This window comes from Paraburkholderia caledonica NBRC 102488, assembly GCF_000685095.1.
In the GTDB taxonomy this organism is placed as follows: Bacteria; Pseudomonadota; Gammaproteobacteria; order Burkholderiales; family Burkholderiaceae; genus Paraburkholderia; species Paraburkholderia caledonica.
In genome coordinates this window covers 59025-83046 of sequence record NZ_BAYE01000020.1, presented here as the reverse complement: position 1 = coordinate 83046, position 24022 = coordinate 59025, and the positions used below count along the sequence as shown (strand labels likewise).

16 protein-coding genes and 1 pseudogene are annotated in these 24022 nt (G+C 59.0%); 14 read left to right on the top strand and 3 right to left on the bottom strand.

The features are described 5' to 3' along the window. Positions 1 to 43: 43 nt before the first annotated feature. From araD to cyoD, 8 genes are all read left to right on the top strand, one after another. Positions 44 to 1834 carry an L-arabinonate dehydratase gene (gene araD, locus BCA01S_RS28215; RefSeq protein ID WP_027779776.1) on the top strand — a complete coding sequence of 597 codons (1791 nt, stop codon included), beginning with the start codon at positions 44 to 46 and terminating at the stop codon, positions 1832 to 1834. 19 nt (positions 1835 to 1853) lie between these two features. Beyond that, positions 1854 to 2588, top strand: a complete 735-nt coding sequence (locus tag BCA01S_RS28210; protein WP_027779775.1) for a ribonuclease activity regulator RraA — start codon at positions 1854 to 1856, stop codon at positions 2586 to 2588. A gap of 88 nt (positions 2589 to 2676) precedes the next feature. Further along, positions 2677 to 4005: an MFS transporter gene (locus BCA01S_RS28205; protein ID WP_027779774.1), complete on the top strand. Its 1329-nt coding sequence runs from the start codon at positions 2677 to 2679 to the stop codon at positions 4003 to 4005. A 132-nt stretch (positions 4006 to 4137) separates the two neighbouring features. Then, positions 4138 to 5205, top strand: a complete 1068-nt coding sequence (locus BCA01S_RS28200; RefSeq protein ID WP_027779773.1) for a LacI family DNA-binding transcriptional regulator — start codon at positions 4138 to 4140, stop codon at positions 5203 to 5205. A gap of 349 nt (positions 5206 to 5554) precedes the next feature. Continuing rightward, positions 5555 to 6448, top strand: a complete 894-nt coding sequence (gene cyoA, locus BCA01S_RS28195) for a ubiquinol oxidase subunit II (RefSeq protein WP_027779772.1) — start codon at positions 5555 to 5557, stop codon at positions 6446 to 6448. Between the two features lie 3 nt (positions 6449 to 6451). Beyond that, positions 6452 to 8467, top strand: a complete 2016-nt coding sequence (gene cyoB / locus BCA01S_RS28190) for a cytochrome o ubiquinol oxidase subunit I (RefSeq protein WP_027779771.1) — start codon at positions 6452 to 6454, stop codon at positions 8465 to 8467. A 3-nt stretch (positions 8468 to 8470) separates the two neighbouring features. After that, positions 8471 to 9079: a cytochrome o ubiquinol oxidase subunit III gene (cyoC, locus tag BCA01S_RS28185; RefSeq protein ID WP_027779770.1), complete on the top strand. Its 609-nt coding sequence runs from the start codon at positions 8471 to 8473 to the stop codon at positions 9077 to 9079. Next, positions 9080 to 9412 (top strand): cytochrome o ubiquinol oxidase subunit IV, encoded by a 333-nt coding sequence (cyoD, locus tag BCA01S_RS28180; protein ID WP_027779769.1) that lies wholly within the window; start codon positions 9080 to 9082, stop codon positions 9410 to 9412. Between the two features lie 63 nt (positions 9413 to 9475). Here the strand turns inward: cyoD and BCA01S_RS35390 are convergent. Beyond that, positions 9476 to 10479, bottom strand: a pseudogene (locus BCA01S_RS35390) (hypothetical protein). Positions 10480 to 12082: 1603 nt separating this feature from the next. Between BCA01S_RS35390 and BCA01S_RS28170 the strand changes: the two are divergent. Then, positions 12083 to 13405, top strand: a complete 1323-nt coding sequence (locus tag BCA01S_RS28170) for a hypothetical protein (RefSeq protein ID WP_027779768.1) — start codon at positions 12083 to 12085, stop codon at positions 13403 to 13405. 125 nt (positions 13406 to 13530) lie between these two features. Here the strand turns inward: BCA01S_RS28170 and BCA01S_RS28165 are convergent, their stop codons facing one another. Both BCA01S_RS28165 and BCA01S_RS28160 read right to left on the bottom strand, forming a co-directional pair. Then, on the bottom strand, positions 13531 to 14553 hold the full coding sequence (locus tag BCA01S_RS28165) for an ATP-grasp fold amidoligase family protein (protein ID WP_027779767.1): 1023 nt from the start codon (positions 14551 to 14553) through the stop codon (positions 13531 to 13533). A 104-nt stretch (positions 14554 to 14657) separates the two neighbouring features. Then, positions 14658 to 15539 carry a GlxA family transcriptional regulator gene (locus BCA01S_RS28160; RefSeq protein ID WP_027779766.1) on the bottom strand — a complete coding sequence of 294 codons (882 nt, stop codon included), beginning with the start codon at positions 15537 to 15539 and terminating at the stop codon, positions 14658 to 14660. Positions 15540 to 16664: 1125 nt separating this feature from the next. Here BCA01S_RS28160 and BCA01S_RS28155 point away from each other — a divergent pair. The 5 genes from BCA01S_RS28155 to BCA01S_RS28135 are packed head-to-tail and all read left to right on the top strand — an operon-like array spanning position 16665 to position 24006. Continuing rightward, positions 16665 to 18983 (top strand): polysaccharide biosynthesis tyrosine autokinase, encoded by a 2319-nt coding sequence (locus BCA01S_RS28155; RefSeq protein WP_027779765.1) that lies wholly within the window; start codon positions 16665 to 16667, stop codon positions 18981 to 18983. Positions 18984 to 19028: 45 nt separating this feature from the next. Continuing rightward, positions 19029 to 20144 carry a glycosyltransferase family 4 protein gene (locus BCA01S_RS28150; protein ID WP_027779764.1) on the top strand — a complete coding sequence of 372 codons (1116 nt, stop codon included), beginning with the start codon at positions 19029 to 19031 and terminating at the stop codon, positions 20142 to 20144. A 21-nt stretch (positions 20145 to 20165) separates the two neighbouring features. Beyond that, complete coding sequence (locus BCA01S_RS28145; RefSeq protein ID WP_027779763.1) at positions 20166 to 21608, top strand: hypothetical protein; 1443 nt, start codon at positions 20166 to 20168, stop codon at positions 21606 to 21608. Positions 21609 to 21650: 42 nt separating this feature from the next. Further along, positions 21651 to 22661: a glycosyltransferase family 2 protein gene (locus tag BCA01S_RS28140; RefSeq protein ID WP_027779762.1), complete on the top strand. Its 1011-nt coding sequence runs from the start codon at positions 21651 to 21653 to the stop codon at positions 22659 to 22661. Between the two features lie 28 nt (positions 22662 to 22689). Beyond that, positions 22690 to 24006: a lipopolysaccharide biosynthesis protein gene (locus BCA01S_RS28135; protein WP_027779761.1), complete on the top strand. Its 1317-nt coding sequence runs from the start codon at positions 22690 to 22692 to the stop codon at positions 24004 to 24006. The last annotated feature ends 16 nt before the right edge of the window (positions 24007 to 24022 follow it).

Below are 24022 nucleotides of genomic sequence, written 5' to 3'. Positions count from 1 at the left end.
CTCCCTCCGTCGGCAGTCCGTGCGGCGAGATGGTAGCGTTACCATGGAGACATCAGTGGCGAACCGTAAAACCTCGGAAGAGCTGCGCAGCTATCGCTGGTATGGCGTCAACGACCTTCGCTCGTTCGGCCATCGGTCGCGCACTGCGCAAATGGGCTATCACGCGTCCGATTACATGGGCAAGCCGGTGATCGCCGTCGTCAACACATGGAGCGAGATCAACTCCTGTCACACGCATTTCAGGCAGCGCGTGGAGGAGGTCAAGCGGGGCATCTGGCAGGCCGGCGGCTTCCCCGTCGAGATGCCGGTCATGACGCTCGCCGAGCCGTTCCAGAAACCGACCACGATGCTCTACCGCAACTTCCTCGCGATGGAGACCGAGGAAATCCTGAAGTCGTATCCGTTCGACGGCTGCGTGCTGATGGGCGGCTGCGACAAGACCACGCCCGGCCTGTTGATGGGCGCAATCAGCATGAACCTGCCGTCGATCTTTCTGCCCGCCGGCCCCATGCTGCGCGGCAACTGGAACGGCCGCACACTCGGCAGCGGATCGGACACGTGGAAGTACTGGGCCGAATTGCGCGCGGGCAAGATCACGGAAGACGAGTGGAAGGGCATCGAGAGCGGCATCGCGCGCTCGCCTGGCCACTGCATGACGATGGGCACCGCATCGACCATGACGAGCGCTGCTGAAGCACTCGGCCTCACGTTGCCCGGCTTTTCGTCGATTCCCGCGGTCGATTCGCGGCATGCGCAGTTCGCATCGCTGACGGGCCAGCGCATCGTCGAAATGGTGTGGACCGATGTGAAGCCGTCGGACATTCTCACCGCGAAATCATTCGATAACGCGGTGACCACCGTGCTGGCCATGTCGGGTTCGACCAACGCGATCGTGCATCTCGTGGCGGTCGCGCGCCGCGCCGGGATCGACCTGACGACCGCAAGGTTCGACGAGCTTTCGCGCATCACGCCGGTGATCGGCAATCTGCGCCCGTCGGGTCAGTATCTGATGGAAGACTTTTTCTACGCCGGCGGCCTGCGCGCGCTGCTGCTGGAACTCGGCGATCTGGTCGACGGCTCGCAGATGACCGTCAACGGCTCGACCCTCGGCGAGAACATCGCGGGCGCTGAAATTTTCAATGACGATGTGATCCGCAAGCGCGGCAATCCGGTGGTGGCGAGCGACGGCCTTGCGGTACTGACCGGCAATCTCGCGCCGGACGGCGCCGTCATCAAGCCAGCGGCGATGGAAGCGCATCTGCTCAATCATCGCGGCCGCGCCGTGGTGTTCAAAGACTACGCGGATATGGCGGCGCGCATCGACACGGAGGAACTGGACGTCTCCGCCGATTCGGTAATCGTGCTTCAGCACGCGGGTCCTATCGGCGCGCCCGGCATGCCCGAATGGGGCCAACTGCCGATTCCGCAGAAGCTGTTGAAGCAGGGCGTGCGCGACATGGTGCGTATCTCCGACGCGCGCATGAGCGGCACGAGTTATGGCGCGTGTGTGTTGCATGTGGCGCCGGAGTCGTTCGTCGGCGGCCCGCTTGCTCTCGTGAAGGACGGCGACATGATTCAACTCGACGTGGCCGCGCGACGTCTGCATCTGGAAGTGAGCGACGAAGAACTGAGCGCGCGCAAAGCCGCGTGGCAGCCGCCGAAACTACCCTTCGAACGCGGCTTCGGCGTGATGCATCAATTGCACGTATTGCAGGCGAATAAGGGCTGCGATTTCGACTTCCTCGAAGAGCCGGTGAAAACAGCGTCTGCACAAAGCGCGCCGACCACACACGACGCGCCGGGTGCGAAGAGCAGCGAACCCGAAATTCACTAAATCAAACCGGAGCCCTGAGATGACCGCATCCGAAATCGTCGTGAGCGAAGAGACACTCGAACAACTGAGGCACGTGAGCACGGCCACGTTGACCACGCAACTCTTCAAGCGCGGCTTGCGCAACGTATTTTTGCAAGGCGTCGCGCCACTCGCCAAACCGGCACCGGGCGCGCCGAATCTGGTGGGTCCCGCGTTCACGTTGCGCAATATTCCGGCGCGCGAAGACCTCGATCACGTCGGCGTGTTTCAGGACCCGGACCATCCGCAACGCAAGGCAGTCGAGACCGCGCCTGTCGGCAGTGTGCTCGTGCAGGACTGCCGCGGCGAGCGCTCGGTGGCGTCGGTGGGCTCGATTCTCGCGCTGCGCCTCGCTAAGCGCGGCGTCGCGGGCATGGTGTCGGACGGTCCGGTGCGCGATAGCGGGACCATCGCGGCATTGGGCTTGCCGATCTGGTGCGCGGGCGCGAGCGCGCCGCTGAATCTCGCGAAACATCATGCGGTCGATATGGATGTGCCGATTGCCTGTGGCGGCGTGCCGGTTTATCCGGGCGATGTCGTCGTCGCGGATGTGGACGGTGTCGTCATCGTGCCGCGCGAGATGGCCGCCGATGTCGCGCGCGATGCCGCCGAGCAGGAACAGCTCGAGGCGTTCATCGCCCAGCGGATCGACGAAGGCCGGCCGTTGCGCGGCACTTATCCGCCCAATGAAGAGACCATGGCCGCTTATGCGCAATGGCGCGCACAACGGCAATGAGCCGCTGCGACGCCTGAGTACACATCATTCACGCTTGATTTATCGCAGGACACAGGTCCGCGCATCGAACGCGGCCGGAGGAGACGCTGTGAGCACCACGACACCGGCAATCGCCGAATCGCGCCTGATCAACCGCCTTGCGCTGCGCCTGATGCCGCTGCTAGGGCTGCTCTATCTGGTCGCTTATATCGACCGCTCCAATATCAGCTTTGCCAAGCTGCAAATGCTCGGAAGCCTCGGACTTTCCGAGGTTGCCTATGGGCTTGGCGCGTCGCTGTTCTTTATCGGCTACCTCATTTTCGAAGTGCCGAGCAACGTGATGCTGCACAAGTACGGCGCGCCGCGCTGGATGGCGCGCATCATGTTCACATGGGGCGTCGTGACGATACTGCTCGCTTTCACGCAGAACGCCACGATGTTCTACGTGCTGCGTTTTCTGCTCGGCGCATCGGAAGCCGGCTTATATCCCGGTGTGATCTATTACCTCACGCTGTGGTTTCCGGCGCGGCATCGTGTGCGTATGCTCGGTTATTTCACGGTGGGCAGCAGTCTTGGGAATATGGTCGGCGCGCCGGTCTGCGGCTGGCTGCTCGACAAGGGCGGGATTGCAGGGCTGCATGGCTGGCAACTGGTGTTCATCGTCACGGGGCTGCCGTCGGTTCTGTTGACGGTCGTCGTGCTGTTCCTGCTGCCTTCGTCGCCGAAACAAGCGAAGTTCCTTTCCGCCGACGAGAAAGAGTGGCTCACGCACACGCTCGACGCCGAACGCGCGCAGATCAAGGCGGGCGTCGCGACGCACGGCTCGCTGCTCAGCGTGCTGACCGAGCCGCGCGTGATCGGCATGGCGCTCTACTACATGATGCTGTCGATCTCCGTCTACGGCGTGAGCTACTGGTTGCCGACGCTGGTCAAAGGCTTCGGCGTGAGTAACACGACGAACGGGCTGCTGAACATCATTCCATGGCTGATGGCGACCATCGTGCTTGCGTGGCTGCCTTCCAGGCTGCGCGGTGCCGGCAATCGAGCAATCATCGCGATGCTGGTTTCGGCTCTGCTGGGTGTCGTGTGTTTTCTAAGTGCGGTGTTTCTGCCGACCAACACATTGCGATTCATCGCGTTGTGCTTCGGCGCGCCGTGCATGTATCTGCTGATTCCGTGCTTCTGGACCCTGCCGCCGAAATTCCTGTTCGGCGCGCGTGCCGCGGCCGGCATCGCCGCGATCAATTCGCTCGGCAATATCGGCGGCTTCATCGCGCAGAATCTCGTGCCGTGGGTTCGGCAGACAACGGGCAGCGTGAAGGCGCCGATGCTGATTCCGGCGACCTGTCTGCTCGTGTTCGCCGTCATTACGCTGTTGATCTTGCGCCGCGAAAGAGGCGCACGCGGGGTGCAACATGCTGTCCCCGTGACTGAGTAGGCTGTGCGACCACGCTTTGACATGCGGCGCGTCTGACCGAGCCGCGTTCGGGTTGCCGCGATTTAGCGAAAGTCGGCGCGGTTCAGCCAGTTTAGAATACGGCGCGCGATCCATTAACTTCCGTCAGCACTCATGCCGAATCAGAAACCGCCCGCTGCCGCCGACGCCGATCTGCCCGACGCGGCGGCGCCCGCCAGACGCATGCGCGGCGGCCCGAAAGGCCTGCGCATCACCGACGTCGCGGCGCAAGCGGGTGTCTCCCCGATCACGGTATCGCGCGTCTTCAACAGTCCTGCGACGGTGGCGCCCGAAACACTCGAACGCGTGCGGCAGGTCGTGCAGAAGCTCGGCTATGTGCCAAACCGGCTTGCAGGTGGCTTGTCGTCGTCGCGCTCGCGGCTGATTGCGGCGATCGTGCCGACCATCGCCCACTCGCTGTTCTCGGAAACGATCCAGGTCTTCAGCGAGACGATGTCGCGCGCGGGCTACCAGGTGCTGCTCGCCTTGAGCGGCTACGACGATTCGAGTGAAGAGGCATTGCTCGACGCAGTGCTGAGTCGGCGACCCGAAGGCGTGCTGCTGACCGGCGTCGCGCACACCGACTCCTTGCGCGAGCGGCTTGCGAACGTCGGCATTCCGATCGTCGAAACGTGGGACATGACGGATCAGCCTATCGACATGCTGGTCGGCTTCTCGCATTACCGGATCGGCGTGGCGGTGGCCGAGCACTTCCTGCAAAGGAACGTGCGCAAGCCCGGGCTCGTGTCGGCAAACGACGAACGGGCGCTCGCGCGTCGCCGTGGCTTTTGTGAGCGGCTCGCGCAGGCGGGCATTCGCGACATTACGGAAGTACTCGTCGCGCCGCCTAGTTCGGTCGCGCTCGGTAAGGCGGCATTGTCTCGGCTCGTTGAGCAGTCCCCCGATATCGACGCGGTTTTTTGCGGGTCGGACCTGCTCGCCATTGGAACGTTGAGCGCGGCCAGACAATTGGGGTTGAACGTGCCGTCGCAACTCGCGATCTGCGGCTTTGGCGATCTGGAGTTCGCGACCGAGACGACGCCCGAGCTTACCTCTGTGCACGTCGACGGCACACGGATCGGGCTCACCGCGGCGCGCTGCCTGCTAGACCGGCTGGCCGGCACAGAGCAGAACAAAGTAACCGACGTGGGCTTCCAGATCGTGGAGCGCGCAACGACCTGATCCGGCTTCGGCACTATCTCCATCACGCCGTTGGATATGCGGCGCCTGTCAGGCCGTCATGGCCTCTTTCCCCTGGTGTCTTTGCGATTGACGACGCGGCGAATCGAGCCGCCGCGTGCGCGCAACACTTGACGCAGATCAGAAATACAGTCACTCGCGACTATCGCGCATGAGCACGCGCACGTGCATCGAATGCCGATGCAGACATTGTTTGATTTAGCTTGTCCGAGATCATGCTCCAGGCCGGTGGGCCCTCTTAAAATCCGACCGCGCATGAAGTAATGGGTCTGGTCTTCATGGCGAGAACATTTTGTAGCGTTCCAGATCGGTCCATGGAAATCAGGCAGATATGGTGAATAGTAAAACCATTGAACGGGTGTTGGTACCCGTGGGGGCTGGACTCGTCGCGTGTCTTGCGGGGTGCAGCAATCTCGACGTGCTCGATCCAAAGGGCAGCGTGGGTGTGGCCGAAAAGTCGCTGATCAGCACGGCGACAATGGCCATGCTGATCGTCGTTGTGCCGGTGATCATCATGATCCTGGTGTTTGCCTGGCGTTACCGCGCAAGCAATCGTAGCGCGACCTATGCACCAAAGTGGGCGCATTCCACCGCGATCGAAACGGTGGTGTGGACCGTGCCCACTCTCATTATTCTGTTCCTCGGAATTCTGACGTGGAATACCACGCACGAACTCGACCCATACCGACCCATCGAATCGGCGGTCAAGCCGATCAAGGTCGAGGTCGTGGCACTCGACTGGAAATGGCTTTTCATCTACCCGGAACTCGGCGTTGCTTCGGTGAATCAGCTTGCGTTCCCCGTGGGTACACCGGTTGATTTCAAGGTCACGTCCGATTCCGTGATGAATTCGTTTTTCATCCCGCAACTGGGAAGCCAGATCTACGCAATGGCGGGCATGCAGACGCAACTTCATCTGATAGCCGACCATGCCGGCGATTACGCCGGTATCTCCGCGAACTTCAGCGGCAAAGGCTTTTCCGACATGAAGTTCCGCGCGCTCGCCGTCACGCCCGCTCAGTTCGATACGTGGGTCGAAAAAGTGAAGGCCTCGCCGCGCCGGCTCGATATGAACGAGTACAACTCGGTGGCGCAACCGAGCGAGAAGGAGCCGGTCGGCTATTTCTCGACGGTGGACCCGAAGGTTTTCACGAACATCATTGCAAAGTACAACAACGGCAATGTCCTCGATTTGCAAAACAGCAATTGCCGCACAAGGGGTTAGCATATGCTCGGAAATCTGACACTCTCCGCGATCCCATTCGATCAGCCCATCATCATGGGGGCGGGCGCACTGATGATCGTCATGGTGCTCGCCGTGGTCGCGACACTGACACGGCTACATAAATGGAAATGGCTATGGCACGAGTGGCTGACTAGCGTCGATCACAAGAAGATCGGCGTCATGTATATCGTCGTCGCGGTGCTAATGCTCGTGCGCGGCTTCGTCGACGCGGTCATGATGCGTCTTCAGCTTGCTCTGGCGTATCACTCGCCAGGGTATCTTCCACCACACCATTACGATCAGATCTTTACGGCGCACGGCGTCATCATGATCTTTTTCATGGCAATGGCGCTGATGGTCGGCCTGTTCAATCTGGTGGTGCCGCTGCAGATCGGAGCGCGCGACGTCGCGTTTCCCTTCCTCAATTCGCTCAGTTTCTGGATGACTGCGATTAGCGCGATCCTGATGAATCTGTCGCTCGTGATCGGGGAATTCGCGCAGGTCGGCTGGCTCGCGTATCCGCCGTTGTCGGAGTTGAAATTCAGTCCGGGCGTCGGGGTGGACTACTACATATGGAGTCTGCAACTGTCAGGTGTCGGCACACTCATTACGGCCATAAACTTCTTCGTGACGATCGTGCGGATGCGCGCGCCCGGCATGACGCTGATGAAAATGCCGGTGTTTACGTGGACGGCGCTCTGTTCGAATGTGCTGATCATGGCCACGTTCCCGATTCTCACAGTGGCCTTGGCGCTGCTCGGGCTCGACCGCTACATGGGCATGCACTTTTTCACGAACGAAGCAGGCGGCAACGCAATGCTGTACCTGAATCTGATCTGGGCCTGGGGCCACCCCGAAGTCTATATTCTGGTGTTGCCCGCATTCGGCATCTATTCGGAAGTCATTGCAACCTTTTCGAAGAAACCGCTGTTCGGCTACCGGACGATGGTCTATGCAACCTGCGCAATCATGGTCCTCGCGTTTCTCGTCTGGTTGCATCACTTCTTCACGATGGGCTCGGGTGCGGACGTCAATGCATTCTTCGGCATTATGACAATGGTCATTGCCATTCCAACCGGTGTGAAGATATTCAACTGGCTGTTCACGATCTACCGGGGGCGTCTCGAGTTTTCCGCGCCCGTGTTGTGGACGATCGGCTTCATGATCACGTTCACTATCGGCGGCATGACTGGCGTGATGATGGCGATTCCCGGCGCGGACTTCGTGCTGCATAACAGCCTCTTCCTGATCGCCCACTTTCACAATGCGATCATTGGCGGCGTGGTTTTCGGCTACCTCGCTGGGTTCCACTACTGGTTCCCGAAAGCATTCGGTTTCAAGCTGAATGAGAGGCTCGGCAAGTGCGCGTTCTGGTGCTGGTTCGTGGGCTTCTATGCTTCGTTCATGCCGCTATACGTGCTGGGCTTCATGGGTGTGACTCGACGTCTGAACCATTACGACAACCCGGCGTGGCATCCGTGGATGATTGCGGCTGCATGCGGAGTAGCCCTGATCGCGGTCGGCGTGGTTTTCCAGGTGGCGCAAGTATGGGTCAGTGTGGCAAACCGCAATAAACCCGAGTACCGCGACATAACGGGTGACCCTTGGAACGGCCGTACTCTCGAATGGGCGACCGCGTCGCCGCCACCGGTCTATAACTTCGCCGTCATTCCAACGGTGCACGAGCTCGACGCATACGCTCACATGAAGGAGACGACAAGCCGACTCGCGAAAGTCCCGGCCAATCAGGCATATCAAGACATTCACATGCCGTCCAATACCAGTGCGGGGTTGCTCATCGGTCTATTCAGCCTCGTGCTCGGCTTTGCCGGCGTCTGGCATATCACCTGGCTCGCTGTCGCGGCACTGCTGGCTATCGTGGCCACGCTAATTGCACGCAGCTTCGGCGACAACGACGGCTATTACATCTCCGCCGACACCGTGCGGGAAATCGAAAGTAAGCGTGGCCCGGCGGCCGCGGCGGTGCAGAGCCGCGAATTCGAAGCTGTGGAGGCCTGATCGATGTCGCAGAAAACAATTCCCGTGGCGCACTACGGCGCACACGATGGCCACGGTTCGTCGGATACGGTGTTCGGCTTCTGGCTCTATCTGATGACCGACTGCGTGCTGTTCGCATCGCTATTCGCCGTGTTCGCGGTCATGTCGCATCAGTTCGCGGGCGGTCCGTCGGGCAAGGATCTGTTCGACATGGGCGGCGTCGCCGTAGAGACTGCCGCGCTGCTGTCGAGCAGCATCAGCTACGGCTTCGCCATGCTAGGCGCCCGGCGGGGCAAGTCCGCCGCCGTCCTGGGCTGGCTTGCGGTGACCTTCGTGCTCGGTCTTGCGTTTCTCTTTCTGGAAATGCGCGAGTTCTCGCACCTGATTGCCGAGGGAGCCGGACCTTCCCGCAGTGCGTTTCTGTCGTCGTTCTTCACGCTGGTGGGCACGCACGGACTGCATGTTACGGTGGGCCTCGTATGGATGGCGGTGCTCGCCGTGCAGATCATGCGGAGTCCGAAAATGTCGGAACGCCAGATCACGCGTCTCACATGCCTAAGTCTTTTCTGGCATTTCCTCGACATCGTGTGGATCTGCGTCTTTTCCTTTGTCTACCTCGGGAGCGTGCTGTAAATGGCTCATATGCAATCAGTTCCGACGCAGCAGGGCAACGGCAGCATGCGCGGTTATGTAGGTGGATTCCTGCTTTCCGTGGTGTTGACCGCCGCTGCCTTTGGGTTTGTAATCCGCGGCGCTTTCCCGGCGCAGACGGCGATGATCGCGCTATCGATTCTTGCGTTCGTGCAGATCGTCGTGCATCTGGTGTTTTTCCTGCACATCGACATGTCGGCCGGACAACGCTGGAACGTCATGGCGCTGGGTTATACGGCATTAGCCGCGTTGTTCCTGATCGGCGGCACAATGTGGGTCATGCATAACGTCAGTATGAACATGATGTCGCGGTAGTCCGTCGGGATTACGCACGATGTATGAAGCGGCCCGGCTTTGCTGGCTGCTTCGTACAAGCCCTCAAAATCGCACGCCGATACCGCCCTCGATCAGATCCGTATCGCGGTTGTAGCGAGTCACTATGCGGTTCCAGCTGACACGAGCGAGCCAGCGAGATCCGAAGCGATAGCTCGCCGACACGGCGAAGAGCGCTGATACGCGGCCGTCGCCCGTGCGGTCTTGCGGAACATTGTCGGTCTGCTTGATCGCCACGTACGACCAACGCCGGCCGACAATGCGAGGCGGTCGCCAAAGAATGCGCGGGTAGCCCACAGTTGCGCCGCGACACCGTCGCGGCGCGATTGAATATGCCCGCCTTCGTGGATGTATGACGCGCTCACGTCGACATAGCGCCACAATCCGCGCCGATATTCAAGACTTCCTGCGCTGCTCGATTCCGACTCGTTGCTGTTGAGGATCGTTTTGCCGAACAGGATGGTGAGTTCGTTACCGGTGACATTCGACGTCCGCGACACCGGCCGTTGACGTGGCCCCGGCTCACCCGACGCCTCGAGTTGATAACCGACGCCGAACATCAACGCGGTGGTGTCCGGGCCGCCGAACGCATGCACGTAGTTCAATTGCGCCTGGGCGATCCAGCGTCGATCGAAGTAGTAGGCGGCGCGCAGACTCCCCAATACGCCCCAGCCATGAGTGTTGGAATAGTCGCCTCCGGCGCTCGCCGCGGTCGTGTCGAAGTACCGGTATGGCCCGGCACCCGCCGACAGCTCGAGCCGGTCGTTCCATAAGGGCAGGCGTCCCCACGCTTGCAGTGCCTGTCCGTCGCGATGATGGTTGGGCAGATGGCCTTCGTTGAGCCATGAAAAACTCCATGCCGCGTATCGTCCCACGCCCTCACGATAATTGGCGCTCCATGAATAGGTATTCGTGCCCGCACTAAAGAGTGGTCCGGCCAACAGCGAGAATTCCTGTGCCTGCGCGTGCGGCGACAGGCCCGCCAGGGCGCTGAATAGAATCGCCGACAACGAGGCAAGGAAATGCTTGCGGTATCGATTCGCGGACACTATCCGATAGTCAGCACAGTACTTACAAGGAAGGTAGCTTGTGATCAGTCGCGGTGCAAGAAGAAATGGTCGCGACGATCAGGGCGATCGAGATGTCCGGCCTGAGCCGTTCCGGACGCTCAACACTACCGCTGCGTGATAGCCCTTTACGTGTTGGCGCACTCAAGACAGGCGTCGTGTGGTGTTCGTCTGCCATTGCAAAGCTTTAGCCGCCTGCTGTCGCCTGTGTCGCAAGACTTCGCGCCGCATCGGCCTGGCTTGTGAAATGTCCGCCAGATTTATCTCGGCGGGCAAGTTGGCTCTTGTTGGCTTGTAGCCGAGTAGTTGCTACGTCTGACGGCTGGTTGCGCGCACATTCACTTTCGCGAAGCTGGCGAACCGGCTAACGTGTCTTGTCTGTCTACTTCTTCCTGTAGCGTGCTAGCGACCAGCATGTTCACGCGCCGGCCTATTTGTTCTGCAATGTCGTTGAACGGCGGGACAGCGGATGAGCCCGGCATCTATGTACGCCACCAACCTCTCGCGCGCGAAGTCCGCGAGGCGCGGTACGGCGCCTCGGCCGACATCGCCGTGATGTCTACGCGCTGTTTACACGCGACGATGTGCTAAAGCTCAGCGCGATTTTAAGAGAACGCGAGGGCAGGGATCGTCATGATTTGATTTCGCGCGGTTCAGTGTCTGAGATTAGAACCGGTCGCTAGATGAATGAATCCAGATTTCACTACTGCGTTAAATCTAAGTCGCGACGCGGTGACTGAGTGTCAAGGATATTTTGGCAGCGTTAGACCAATCATAAAGTGAGTGGCCACACGTTCATAGGTTGAGCGCTGCCTCTGCCGCCGTTTCGCCCCACGCGCTGGAAAGTTAAAGCCGAATAGCGTAAACCACGAGAAAGGAAATTTCTTACGAAGATTGAAAGAGGAAATTTCCATCCGTTCGCAGATCGAACCGGACCGTGGTTTCTTATGGAATCGTCTGATTTAAGAAGAAATTTCCCGTTCTGTACGCGTCGCTCGGCTAATAGCGAAACTATTACTGAAAGGGGCATAAGAAGCGAAACTTCTTACCGAGGGCAGTTAGCTCCGCGTGCTATCCATCTAATCTTCCGATCATCATCAGAAAGCAGAAATTTTTGCGAAATGCGAAGTTCACGGAAAGGATCGTGCTTTTTGGCCGAAAACGACTATTTTCCGTGTGACCTACCCGACATAAGCGGGTACGATTTACCCCTGTCGCGGCATGGAAGCGAACAACTTTCCGAGCAGAGCACTCAATTGCGTCCTCTTGGTTAAACGTTTGCGCCGCAATGCGACGTGTTCCAGCGGCGGATGTGCCGCAGCGGTCGTTCCAAGTGGTTCATTAAGTATCGCGGCGTCGAGCGCATCGCGATAGGCGCAGCTTTGTCTGTTTGCCTGGGCATGTCAGTCCACGTTGTCTTTGGCAATGTGATTGCAATTACAGCAGTTGCTGGCGATATGACATGTCATTCTGAATCATTAAGCATAACGAATTAATAAGGGCTGTTTAAAAACAACTCTGCTGAACTTCAAAACTCCTCTTTGGCTTTTTTATCGAGACTTTCTCGACAGTGGGAAAAACAAACATGGTAAAACGACGACAATTTCTTGGAGGCCTGACGGCCCTTGCCGGTAGCTATCTTTTGAGCGCCTGTGGTGGCGGCGGTGAAGACGGCGGCGCGAGCCTGGCAGCGAAGGCTTCAGCAAGCCCAATGGCGAAAGCTGCCGCTGCATCCGCGAACGGAACGGTCATCCCTTCGGCCGCTTCTATCACCGACAGCTCCGGCGACGTATGGACGCTCGCCAACGGCGTGATCTACAGAAACGGCTCTACCGTTGGCAATACGTACAACGTGTCGCTTGTGCTCTGGTATGGCGGCAAGATCTGGCATTGCGGCACCGCCGGTCAGTTCTTCGTGAACGCGGATGTTGCAGAGCAATGGCTCCCTTGCAACGATCCACGCATCGACGTGGCTCCTGTTCCAGGAAGCTTCTACGGCATGAATGGCCACTACGACTATACGTACACGCCCGAGAAGGTTGTGTCGATTTTGAAGGCCATGAATTGCACGAGCTACCGCGTTGGCGTGTCCGACGACCCGAAGCAATTGAATGCTGTAGTGAAGCTCGCGCAGGCTTTCCAGTCGGCAGGGCTCACGCTGCTCGTGCTGATCGACGAGGGAGTATATGACGCAAGCGGCGCTGTGATCGGAAGTGAGTCGACCGCGTATAGCCGCGGTTACTCCGTCGGCTCGACTGTCGCGAATGCATTGAAGCCCTACGGCGTGACGATCTACGAATGCGGTAACGAGTTGACGCGGCAAGACGCGACCGTAATGGACTTCACCTACGCCGGCTCAAAGGCGAGCGACTTCAATAATGCAAACTGGCCTGTCATGCGCGGCGTCATGCGCGGAATGATCGACGGTGTGAAGTCGGTGCAGTCGTCCGCGAAGTGCGGCATCAACTTCTGCGTTGCAGACGTCGGTGCAGCCGACGCGCTATGGGACGGCAGGCAACCCGACGGCAGCGGAGGCCATCCGCAGGTACGCTGGGACATTACGACCTGGCACAATTACGAAGTCTATGGCGACCTGTTCAACATCGGGACCGACGGCGCAGGTCCGGGCTTCGACCTCGCAACGTACTGCAAGGCCCGCTATGGTGTGCCGCTTATCGTCACTGAATGGAACGCAGGCCCGGAGCGCTCGGAGAGCTACCGCGGAAATTACATCTCGGACAGGCTTGCCGCATTCTACGGCGCACGAAAGACGCACAACATTCAGTCGGTCATGTACTACGTGCTGGATAGCGGGAACAACACCTACGGCATCATGATCAACGGCACACCGATAGACGCGCCGTACAACGCATTCACCAGCTTTACGTCGAGCCACGCCGACACCTGAGCGCGCTTTGCCGCTTATCGGTTAAATGAACCTGGTTCCCGTCTGCTTGCAGGATGGGGCCGGGTTCATTTTGCATTTGATGGCTACTAAGTGGTCCGTGGTGGGACAGATGCTACTGTCCGATATCAGCGGCAGAACGTGTCAGGAACCAATCTTCCCCAGTCGTAATCGGTGCTATCTGGCGTGAAGGGCAGAACACCTGCTCCCGGCGTAAACGTTAGTTCACCAAAGTACACGAGGTTATCCGGTGCGTACAGGTCCACGCGAACATAGTCGAAGTCTTCGCAGAGCTTCGTGGCCGCTTGCAGAATGGCGTCGAGGTTCTCGGGGCGCGGCGCCGGCACTGGACTGCGTTTGTAATAACCGATTGCTATGTCGAGATGGTTCCAATCGACGTCGTACACATCACCTCTTGTGTTCCCGCCAAATCTGTCGGAAATCACCAGGATGTAGATGATCGGTCGTCCGCTACGCCCGCCGAAGCAGTGCAGTTTGTAGTCGGCGGGAATATTGCCGCTGCTGTCGAGCAGCAGCTGCTCGAAGAAGATGCGCGGCTTGATCTTGCGGTAGTGCCTTTCGCGAGCAATCTTGTAGAAGTCGAGGGACAGCCAGTAGTTTGCGAGGTCCCGCAATTGTTCAAATGAAGTTGCCGGTTTGCTTTTGACAACTTCCACATAGCTGCTGCCGTGATTCGCCTTCATTACGAATGCATTCGGCAGAGCGTCGAACACTTCTTGCGTGAAAGCGTCGGGGACGGCTAGCAACGGTATTACGTGCTTTTCGCCCAGCTTTTTCGCGACATACTCACGGACCGTGAGCTTGTCGGTCAACTCGACGAACCATGGATCCGGCCGCAAGTTCTTCTGCAGGATTTTTTCATTGAAGGTGGTGGGCCGACGCAGGTTTGGGTAGCGGCCAATCTCTTTGTGATGCAGCAGACTAAGAAACAACGGCGCCGGCAGCATCGATTTGGCCGCTTCCTTGAGCCTTCTAACGCTCGACTGTCTGCGCGGCTGCTTTGGCTTTCCGGCGTCGTGCGACAGCAGCCAGTCGTCGGGTACGTCGTCTTCCGACATGTGGGCTTCCCTGCCCCGCAGGGTAGATGTACCGGCTTCGTTGGAGAACCGCGCAGATTTGGTGGTTGTCATTTTCTGTTCCATATCTGATAGCTTGGCGACGCTCGATTCGCGCGCAAAGCCGGACGGCGCGGTCTCTCAACCGCGCGCCGCCTGGCTGTGTGGCTGCCGGACCGTCAGTCGTCGATTGCGACGCATCGTTCTGCCACTTCCAGGCGCTGCTGCGCGCGGAATTGCGTGGGAGACATGCCGTAGCGTTCCTTGAATAGGCGGCCGAGGCGATTGCCGTCGCCCATTCCACACCGCCGGGCAATCTTGTCTACCGGCAAATCGGTGTTGCGCAGCATTGCGCGAACAACTTCAAAACGGGTGCGCAGCAGGTATTCGAGCGGAGTCATGCCGAACTCGAACTTGAAACGGCGCTGATAGTTTCGTTTGCTCATGGCCGCGCACTCCGCAGCCTTTGCCACGGAAATAGGATTGCTGTAGTTCTCCTTGATCCAACGGGCAGATTCGCGAATCTTCTCTGTCGTGGTGGTAATGCTCGCATCGTCCAGTTCGAATTTGTCTGACTCGACATACGTCGTTTGAAGCATGTCTGCAATTTTTCGGGCGATCTCGGTACTGAGGTCGCGTTCGATCTGCGCAAGGGCGAGGTCTGTCGGCGTGGCGCTGCTGGTCCGCGTCGTCGTCGGAGCGTCGTCGAATACGAAGATCGGCACGGTGGAATGCAGCGGATCCTTGCAAATGACGACCATGTTCGCGCCTTGCTGGATATCGAACGATGCAATAGAGCCTTGCCGGGCTATCCATGAGAGCAGACGGTCGTTGGATTCTAACGCCCTGGCCGCGTCGCGACAGGCGACAAACAACGCGTGGAATTCGCCGAGCCGATGACGCTCGATACTTTGGGTCCAGATCGATATGCCAGACGAACTGGTTACGAGCCCGCCGCTCTCAGAAAGCACTGAAAGCGAATAGGGAGACCCGGGTGCTGTGTCTTCTGACAATTCGTTTGCCAGACGGAATGCGTCGCCGATAGATCCAGCAGTCGCCATGGAGCATTCCTGGGACACTAAGAGCCCAATTTGTTTCGCTGCTTTCCGTGTTGCAGCCTTTGGACTGGTCCGGTGCGCATCAATGTACGACCTGAGAAAATCGGTGGAAGTCGTCACGCTTAGTTCTCCAAACAGGGTGAATCACTGCCTACGTGACGAGATTAGCGTACTCAAATGACCCTGGCGATGGTGGCCGGTAATCGATGGTGTTTTGGCGCAATTCGGATGATTGGAGAAATACTTACCTTGTGCACCTAAATAAAGGCATACGAAAGCCTGTCCGAGTCAGCAACAATTGCTGGAACGAACGAATGAGTGGTTGTCGGGGAAAAGAGCCGTTTTCGCCCCCGAAAGCCCGTGGGAGAAGGCTTGCAGGGCATTCAGCGCCAGCAGCGTCGGATCGGCCCCGTCAGAAGAGACAAAAATGGCGCATAACGCTGAATGCGCAGACCAGTATCACTCTGTTACATCCATTGCAGATAGCTACAACACTTTCTAATTTATGTGTTGCGTGGTGATCTCTTCCACGGAATCGGCCATTAGCACCCGAATTTACGCCCCGAGTGATGCACTCATTCGAACCAACGCTATGCTTCACTGCAGCATCTGTAGAAAAGTAGCGATTGCCCCGGTAGGCGCTATCGAATGCCAGCAATGCGCAATTTCTTCGCCTTAGTCACGTAAAGAAGTTGAGTGAGGTGTAGTAATTGCCGTGTCTTTAAGTGCCTTGCACTGACGACGTACGATGAGGCATCGCTCACGTGAGTCCGGGGCCGGACCGCGCTTTGCGAAGTCAACCGTAGGTCGGTCTCGGGTGTAATAAAAAGCTAACGATTTGTAGTACGGAATTAAACGCGGAGCGCGGTGGCAAGCGTATCGCTTCGTGATCTGGGGGATTGAAAGTCTGGAGACGGGGGCGAGCCGTGTTGCCAACGGCGCAGCCTTTGATCAATTCAAGCAGGTGGACAGCCACTTGGCTTGGCAAACCATGACGTAGTCCCCGATCAAACGTCGGGCCTACGCCATATGCGTTCCTGTCAGAGACGGCAGGTACCGCGGACCGTTGGTTGAGCCAGGCGGTGTCGACTCATTACTGTGCCCATCAAACATGGAAGGATCAAACCGGTGGACTACTATCCTCTGAATTCGCTCCCGGCGACTGCCAGTACAGAGCGCGGCCAACTTAGCCCCAGTGCCATGTTGCGTCTGATGCGCGACCATATCTGGGAGATCGTACTTACCACGGTCGTCGTGTTCAGCCTCGCCGCCGCTTATCTGCTCATCGCGTCACCGATCTATTCCGCGGATGTACTCATTCGCGTAGACCCGCCCGAACCGAATGCGCTTGGTCTCGCACTCCAGAATCAGGAAAACCTGCCTCCACCTGCACCGTCTACCGTGACGGAGATGGGGGTCATGCGCAGCCGCTCCGTGCTCGAGCCAGTGATCCAACGTTTCCGGTTCGACGTCTCCGTTACGCCGCACAAGCTACCGGTACTCGGCGACATTGCAGAGAAGTTTGCGACGCCCGGTGAGCCATCGCGGCCATGGCTTGGACTCAAGTCGTACGCGTGGGGAGGCGAGCAGGTAAAGATCGGCACGCTTGACGTTCCCAAAGATCTGGAAGAAGAAAAAATGACGCTGGTTGCTGGAGAGGACAATACCTACGAATTGCGCGGGCCGCAAGATCAGGTATTCCTCCATGGCGTTATCGGCAAACAGGTGTCCAGCAATGGCATTTCAATGCGCGTGGAAGAACTTGTCGCGCGCCCGGGCACTGAATTTACGGTAGTGCGGTGGAATGCTGTGGACGCGATCAAGCGTTTCGACGCAACCATCAAGGTTAGCGACAAGGTCAAAGACTCCGGTCTTCTACAGATCGAGTACACCGACAAGAGCGCGGCGAAGGCTGCTGAAGTCGCGAATGCGTTGGGCCAGCAATACCTGGCGACGGCGATTGCTAGCCGGCAACTCAACGACACCACGACGCTCGCGTTCATCAACGGAGAACTTCCTCGCCTGCTCGCAGACCTGAGGAAAGCCGAAGAGGCGCTAAAGGCATTCCGGGCCAATTCTCAGTCGATGCAGCCAACAGCGGAAGCGCAGGCCTACCTGCAAGGCGGCCTCGACATCGACCGGCAGATCGCAACGCTCCAGCTGCAACGCACGCAACTGCTGGAGCGCTATACGCCGCAGAGCCGTTGGGTGCAAAGCGTCGACACACAGCTCGCGCAACTGAAGAACGCAAAGGCGAGTTTCGACGGACATTTCAACGGTATGCCCGCGTCCGAACGTTCGAGCGTCGATCTGATTCGCGCGCAGAAGGTGGCGGAAACGATCTACCTGGGGATGGTGCAGAAGGCCGAGCAATTGCAGGTGCGGCGCGCAAGTACCACTGGCGGAGCGCACGTGGTCGACGAAGCGATTACGCCGCATCGTCCGGTTAAACCCAAGCCGATTCTGGTGCTTCCTGGCGGTCTCGTACTCGGCCTCGTATCCGGCGTTGTGCTTGTCTTCATGCGCCGACATGTGCTGACGGGCGTAACGGATCCGCGTTATGTCGAACGCAGAATGAGCGTGCCGGTATTTGGCGAAATCCTGTTTAGCCAGCAGCAGTTGTTGCTCGACAGAACGAACGCCGGCGCGAAATCGCTGCCTGGTGCTGCCGCGCGAGCAGGACTACCTCAGCCGGCCTCGGGCGGCGTGCCCGAAATACAGGTGGCAGGCGGGGGCACCAAGGTGCTTGCTGAGCGCTTCCCGAACGATACTTCTGTGGAGGCGCTACGGGCAGTGCGCACTTCGCTGGCTCGCGATCTCGCGCATTCACGCAACAACATTCTGATGGTAATCGGGCCGACTCCATCGGCGGGGAAGAGCTTTGTCGCGGCCAATATTGCGACTTTGCAGGCTGAGATCGGCGCGCGCGTTCTTCTGATCGATGCCGATATGCGTCGCGGCCATCTCGCATCGCTCTTCAATCAGAACAATCGCGGCGGACTTTCCGAAGTTCTCTCGGACCGTATGCCACTGCGCAATGCGCTGCGTCATACGGGTATCGACGGTCTGTCGTTCATGTCGTGCGGTTCGCGCCCGGACAACCCAGCCGCCTTGCTCGCGAGACCGCGTTTCAAGGAAGTGCTGGAGCGCCTGAGCGGGCAGTTCGATCTGGTCATCTTCGATACGCCGCCGTTCCTTGCGGTCACCGACGCGTCGATCATTGCTAGCGAAGCGGGTGCATCGCTACTCGTGTTGCGCTCGGGCATGCAATCGGAGGAGGAGATCGAGGACACCGTGAAGAAGATGGAGCGCGCGGACGGACGCATCGCCGGTGCGGTGTTCAACGGTATTCCGCTTCGACGCAGTACTCGCACCTACGGTTATGCAACCAACTATGCGAGCGACTATGGCGATGCCGACGCAACCAGTGGATCCCTGCGAACGTGAGCGAGTTGCTACGTCGTTCGATGAACTCGCAAAACGGAGAAGCAGATGGCGTTTGCAATCAACGGTAAATTCACTTCGCAGCCGGTCACGGGTGTGCAGAGAGTCGCGTATGAGTTGACGAGAGCGATGCAAATGCGGGTTCCGCCGGGCGAGAAGCTCGAGGTATTCGTTCCGCGCGACGCAAAGGAGCCGGGCGCGCTGCTGAAATGGCAGCGACGCTTCCCATGGCTTCGCGGCACGCTGTGGGAACAGATCACACTGCCCATTGCCGCGAGAGGCGTCAGGCTCGTCAACCTGTGCAACATGAACCCGGTGTTGAAACGCCGGCAGGTGGTGATGCTCCACGACATGGCGGTGTATGACGTACCGGGTGGGTTCTCCAAAAAATTCGTGCTGTGGTACCGCCTTTGTTTCTTCATACTGCCACGAATGCAGCCGATGATTCTGACGGTGTCGAAGTTCTCGCGATCGCGGATCTGCCACCATCTGAAGATCGACGAATCGCGAGTCGCAGTAGTGAGTCCCGCTGCGGACCACCTGGACCGCGTTACCTCGGACCCTGCGGTGATCGAGCGGCTCAATCTCGTCAAGGACGCCTATTGCGTCGTGGTCGGCAGTCTCGATCCGCGCAAGAACCTGCAACGCGTGCTGGAAGCGATAGAGAAGCTCGGGCATCTCGACCACGTCAAGTTCGTAGTGGTCGGCGGCAAGAATGCGCGCATCTTCAATAGCGAACTGGCTGAAGAGAAGCCGCAATCGGAAAGAGTGGTGTGGGCCGGGTTCGTCTCCGACGGCGAGCTGAAAGCGCTCTATGAAAACGCCGGCTGCCTGATCTTTCCGTCGCTGTACGAGGGCTTCGGCCTGCCTCCGCTCGAGGCCATGTATTGCGGCTGTCCGGTAGTCGCATCGTCGCTGACCTCTATCCCGGAGGTTTGCGCAGATGCGGCGATGTATTGCGACTCTACATCGGCGGACGACATTGCCGCGAAGATCTCTCTAATGATGACAGACGACGTATTGCGGCAACGTTATAGGGCAATGGGACTCGCTCGTGCACGCGAGTTTCGCTGGGACGTGACCGCGCAAACCGTGCTCGAGATTCTCAAGGGGCAGGCGGGCGTACGGTTGACGGGCGTGCCGGCCCGCGCGTCGGCGAGCTAGCGCATGTCGGTAGGCAGGCCTATGTTTCGCATTCGAAAGAGTGTCGGCAGACGTCGGGCGTTGGGAACAATCGCGGCCCTTTTGGGTGCGGCCATACCGCTTGCGCGCGGCAAGACTTCGTCGTCGGCCGGTACAGTGCCGCAAGCGCAAAGTACGGGCGGTCGCAGGATTACGGACCTGATCGGCTCGAATGGATGGGCTGGCGCAAGCAACGACGTCGAGATGTGGCGACAAATGGGTATCACCTGGGGGCGCGATTCGGTCGGCCCCGGTCAGCCGGATTCACCCACTGAGCCCGTGCGTGTCGATAAGACTGGATCGCAGTTCGACAACGATCTTCCGTCAGCGCTGCTGCTGAACAATCGCAATGGCATCAAGTCGCTGTTGCTGCTCGGCTATACGCCGCCCTGGAATGCCACCGTGCCCGGTGACAGCAATTCTGCGCCCGTGGATGTCCGGGCGTGGACCCGTTACGTCGAGGCAGTTGTGCGCAAGTACTCCGCACCGCCGTTCAACCTGCGCTATTTCCAGATCTGGAACGAGGCGGCCGGAAAATTGTCTGGCGGTTTACCGCAGGCTACGTTCTGGCACGGTCCGAACTTCAACAAGGATGAAAAGCACGCGAAGCCGTACGACCGTGCGATGCAGGACTACGTTGAACGTGTGCATCTACCTGCCGCCCGCATCATCCGGAAGTACAACGCGTATATCGTCTACGGCGGCTGGCCCGATCAGGGCGGAGTGTCCAACTTCTGCAAGTGGCTCGAGTACCGAAGTCCCGCTTCGAATGAACGCATGCTGGACTGGGTCGACTATCTCGACACGCATTACCTGGGCGTCGCTGATCTCGATCCGCTGTATCAACAGTACGTGAAGAACGGGCCGGCGCGCGGTATCTGGCAGACCGAAATTGGCGATGCGTATATGAAGAATCCGCATTACCTGCCGGAGTACTTCTTCGACTTCGCGGTGTGGGCGCTCGATCGTAACTGGAACGAACCCAACAAGTACGTGTCCATGATCTATCACTGGGACGGATACGAGCCGTTCCGTCTTACTCATCGGGGTCCGCCCAGGCGGACCTACAACGTGTCGGGCAGAAGCCTCGTCGTACTTCATCAGACGGTTTCGGGCTCTCTGGCAAGCTTGGCGAACCCGTTGCAATTTGGTCCAGGCGCGTCCGGCAGCGGTCTGCGCTCCGGCAATGACATCGTGCTGCAGGTTAATGGATCCGCGGGGTGGCGCGCCGTGACAGTGGCGGGGCTTAAGAGACCTTCGGGTCGCGACGTAAAGATTGATTTCATCGACGCGGTGACGGGCACAGTAAGTGCACCTGACGCCATTACGACCACTTGGAGTAACGACGGTTTGCAACTGCGATTCAAGGTGCCGGACAAAGTCAATGGCGCCGGAAACGATCCGCCAACCCACCTTGCTTATATCGCCGTCCGTTCGCTTGCGTAGCAATTCCGACTCACCGAAAACTTCAAAATAGCGTCGAATGCCATGAACCAGGTCACAGTTGTCATATGCAACTACAACTACGAACGCTATCTAGCGGCCGCGATCGATTCCGCGCTCAACCAGGACTATCCAGGCACGCAGGTCGTCGTGCTCGACGACGGTTCGACGGATGGATCGCGGAAAATTATAGAAAACTACGGTAGTCGGATTACCGCGATCTTCCAGGAAAACGGCGGCCAGGTCGCCGCATACAACCACGCGATCAGTGCGCTGGAAACGGAATACGCGATCCTTCTCGATTCGGACGACATCCTGTATCCGAGCGCCGTGTCGGAAGTAATGCAAGTCTTTAACAGCGGCTCCTGGGCGAAGGTGCAGTTCCGGCTCGACGTCATGGACGCAAGCGGAGCGGCGACAGGTGCTTACGTGCCGAACACCGAACCGCCCGCCAACTGCGGAGAACTTCTGCAGGCGGGTTGGCTCTATCCGTCGCCGCCGGCCTCTGGCAACGCGTATCGGGTAAGCGCACTTAAGCAGGTGTTTCCTATTCCCGCGCCGGGAATCAATCGCTACGGCGCCGACTTCTTCGCGATCTACGGCGCTGCATTAGTCGGCCCGGTAGCCACGGTGCGCAAGTCGCTTGGCGGCTATCGCGTGCATAACGCCGACGGCGGCACGGTGTCCTTCGCGAATTCGGAGCAGATCTCCAAGGCGCCGAAGGCGCTGGGCATGCGCTGGGCGATCCTGAGAAATATCGCGAGGTCGCGTCTGGAGATCGAGCTGCCCGCGACGTTTCATGATTTTGGCCACGAGAAGGCGATTTTCTGTTCAAGCGTGTATCGGGCGACGCTCGTTCATCGGTGGCGCTGGATGTTGCACGATTCGCGCGGCTATCTGCATGCGATCGTAGCCAACCCATTCTGGAGCGTGAAGAAGAAGTTCGGCACGCTGTTTCTTTCCGGCCTGTGCCTCGTACCGTACTCGCCACTTTCTGACTTCGTCGTTCGCTACATATCGAACCCGCTCGCACGCCGACGCGTGGCACAGCGCTAAGGTCAGGAATACGCAATTGGAGAACGGAATGGAAAGACGAGACAACGCAAGCGTCATTGCGTTTGTTTACGGCGGATATTTGATGAGGTACGTGTACCTCATCATCGTGGTGCCGTTTTATGGAAGAATTCTCGGCGTGTCGGAGTACGGGCGAGTGCTCGCGTCAATGTCGCTCATGAACGTGATCTGGATGCTCGTGAGCTACGGATTCACGTTTGTTGGAATGCGCGAAGTCTCGAAGGCGCATTCGGTGCAAGAGTGCAATTCGATCTACTCGCTGCACGTCAGCGCGCGGCTCTTGCTGGCCGCCCTGGGCGGGTGCATTGGCCTCGTCGCCACCATGTGCTCGCCGACATTGTCTGAGCGACCTCTTATCGGTGTACTGGCTACATTGCTCGGCATCGTCTCGGCGCTGAATCTGGGCTGGCTATTCCAGGGGCGTCAGCGTTTTCGTACGCCGATCATGATCGAGGTCTTCGGCTTCGCCGTGAGCCTCGTGCTGGTGCTGAGCTTCGTGAAGGAGCCTTCAGATTCGGTGTGGGTGCTTGCGAGCCTGCTGATTGCGGGAGTGGCGTCGTCGATCATTTCGTATGGCATTACCACTTCACAACTGGGATTGCCGCGCCTGAAACTAGAAGGCGTGATGCCGCTGATTCGCAACTCGACGATGCTGTTCTGCTATTCGTCCGGCTCTGTGGTACTCACGGCTTCGTCGACCTATCTGCTGACGCTGTTGTCCACGCCTGCTCAGGTCGGGTATTTTGGCGCGGCTGAGCGCTTCGCGACTATTGCTCTCAGCCTGATGGGCCCCGCATCGCAGGTATTCGTCCCGACGATTTCGCGGCAACTTGCTCATGGCGATAAGGACGGCGCGCATGCGACCACCCGCCAGGGCGCGGCACTTCTGCTCGGCTATGGCCTACTCGTTTTTTGCGGTGCAATGACGTTGTCGCCCTTTGTCCTGCCGCTGATTCTCGGGCCGGCGTTCGAGCCTGCCGCTCGAGTTCTTCAATGTTTCGCGTGGATGTTCCCGTTCGTCGCGTTCAACGAGTTCGTCGCGTTCTATGTATTCGTTCCGCGCAGAAAGGACCGGCTGCTTGCGTTTGCGGGAGTGGCCTCCGGCCTCGTCAATCTGGCCGCGGCGCTGCTTCTTGCGCCGCGCTTCGGAGCAATTGGCATGGCAACGGCGCGGGTCATCGGCGAGGCGACCCTCGCCGTGATCCTGATGGTCATCATGGTCCGGCTCGAATTGGTGGGGCTCGTGCCAGGCGCACGGCGCGCTGCAGGAATGCTGGGGCTTGCATGGGGCGCGAGAGCTCAAGCAGGCGCGACCAAGGACGACTGAACCGGATTGCCGGCGC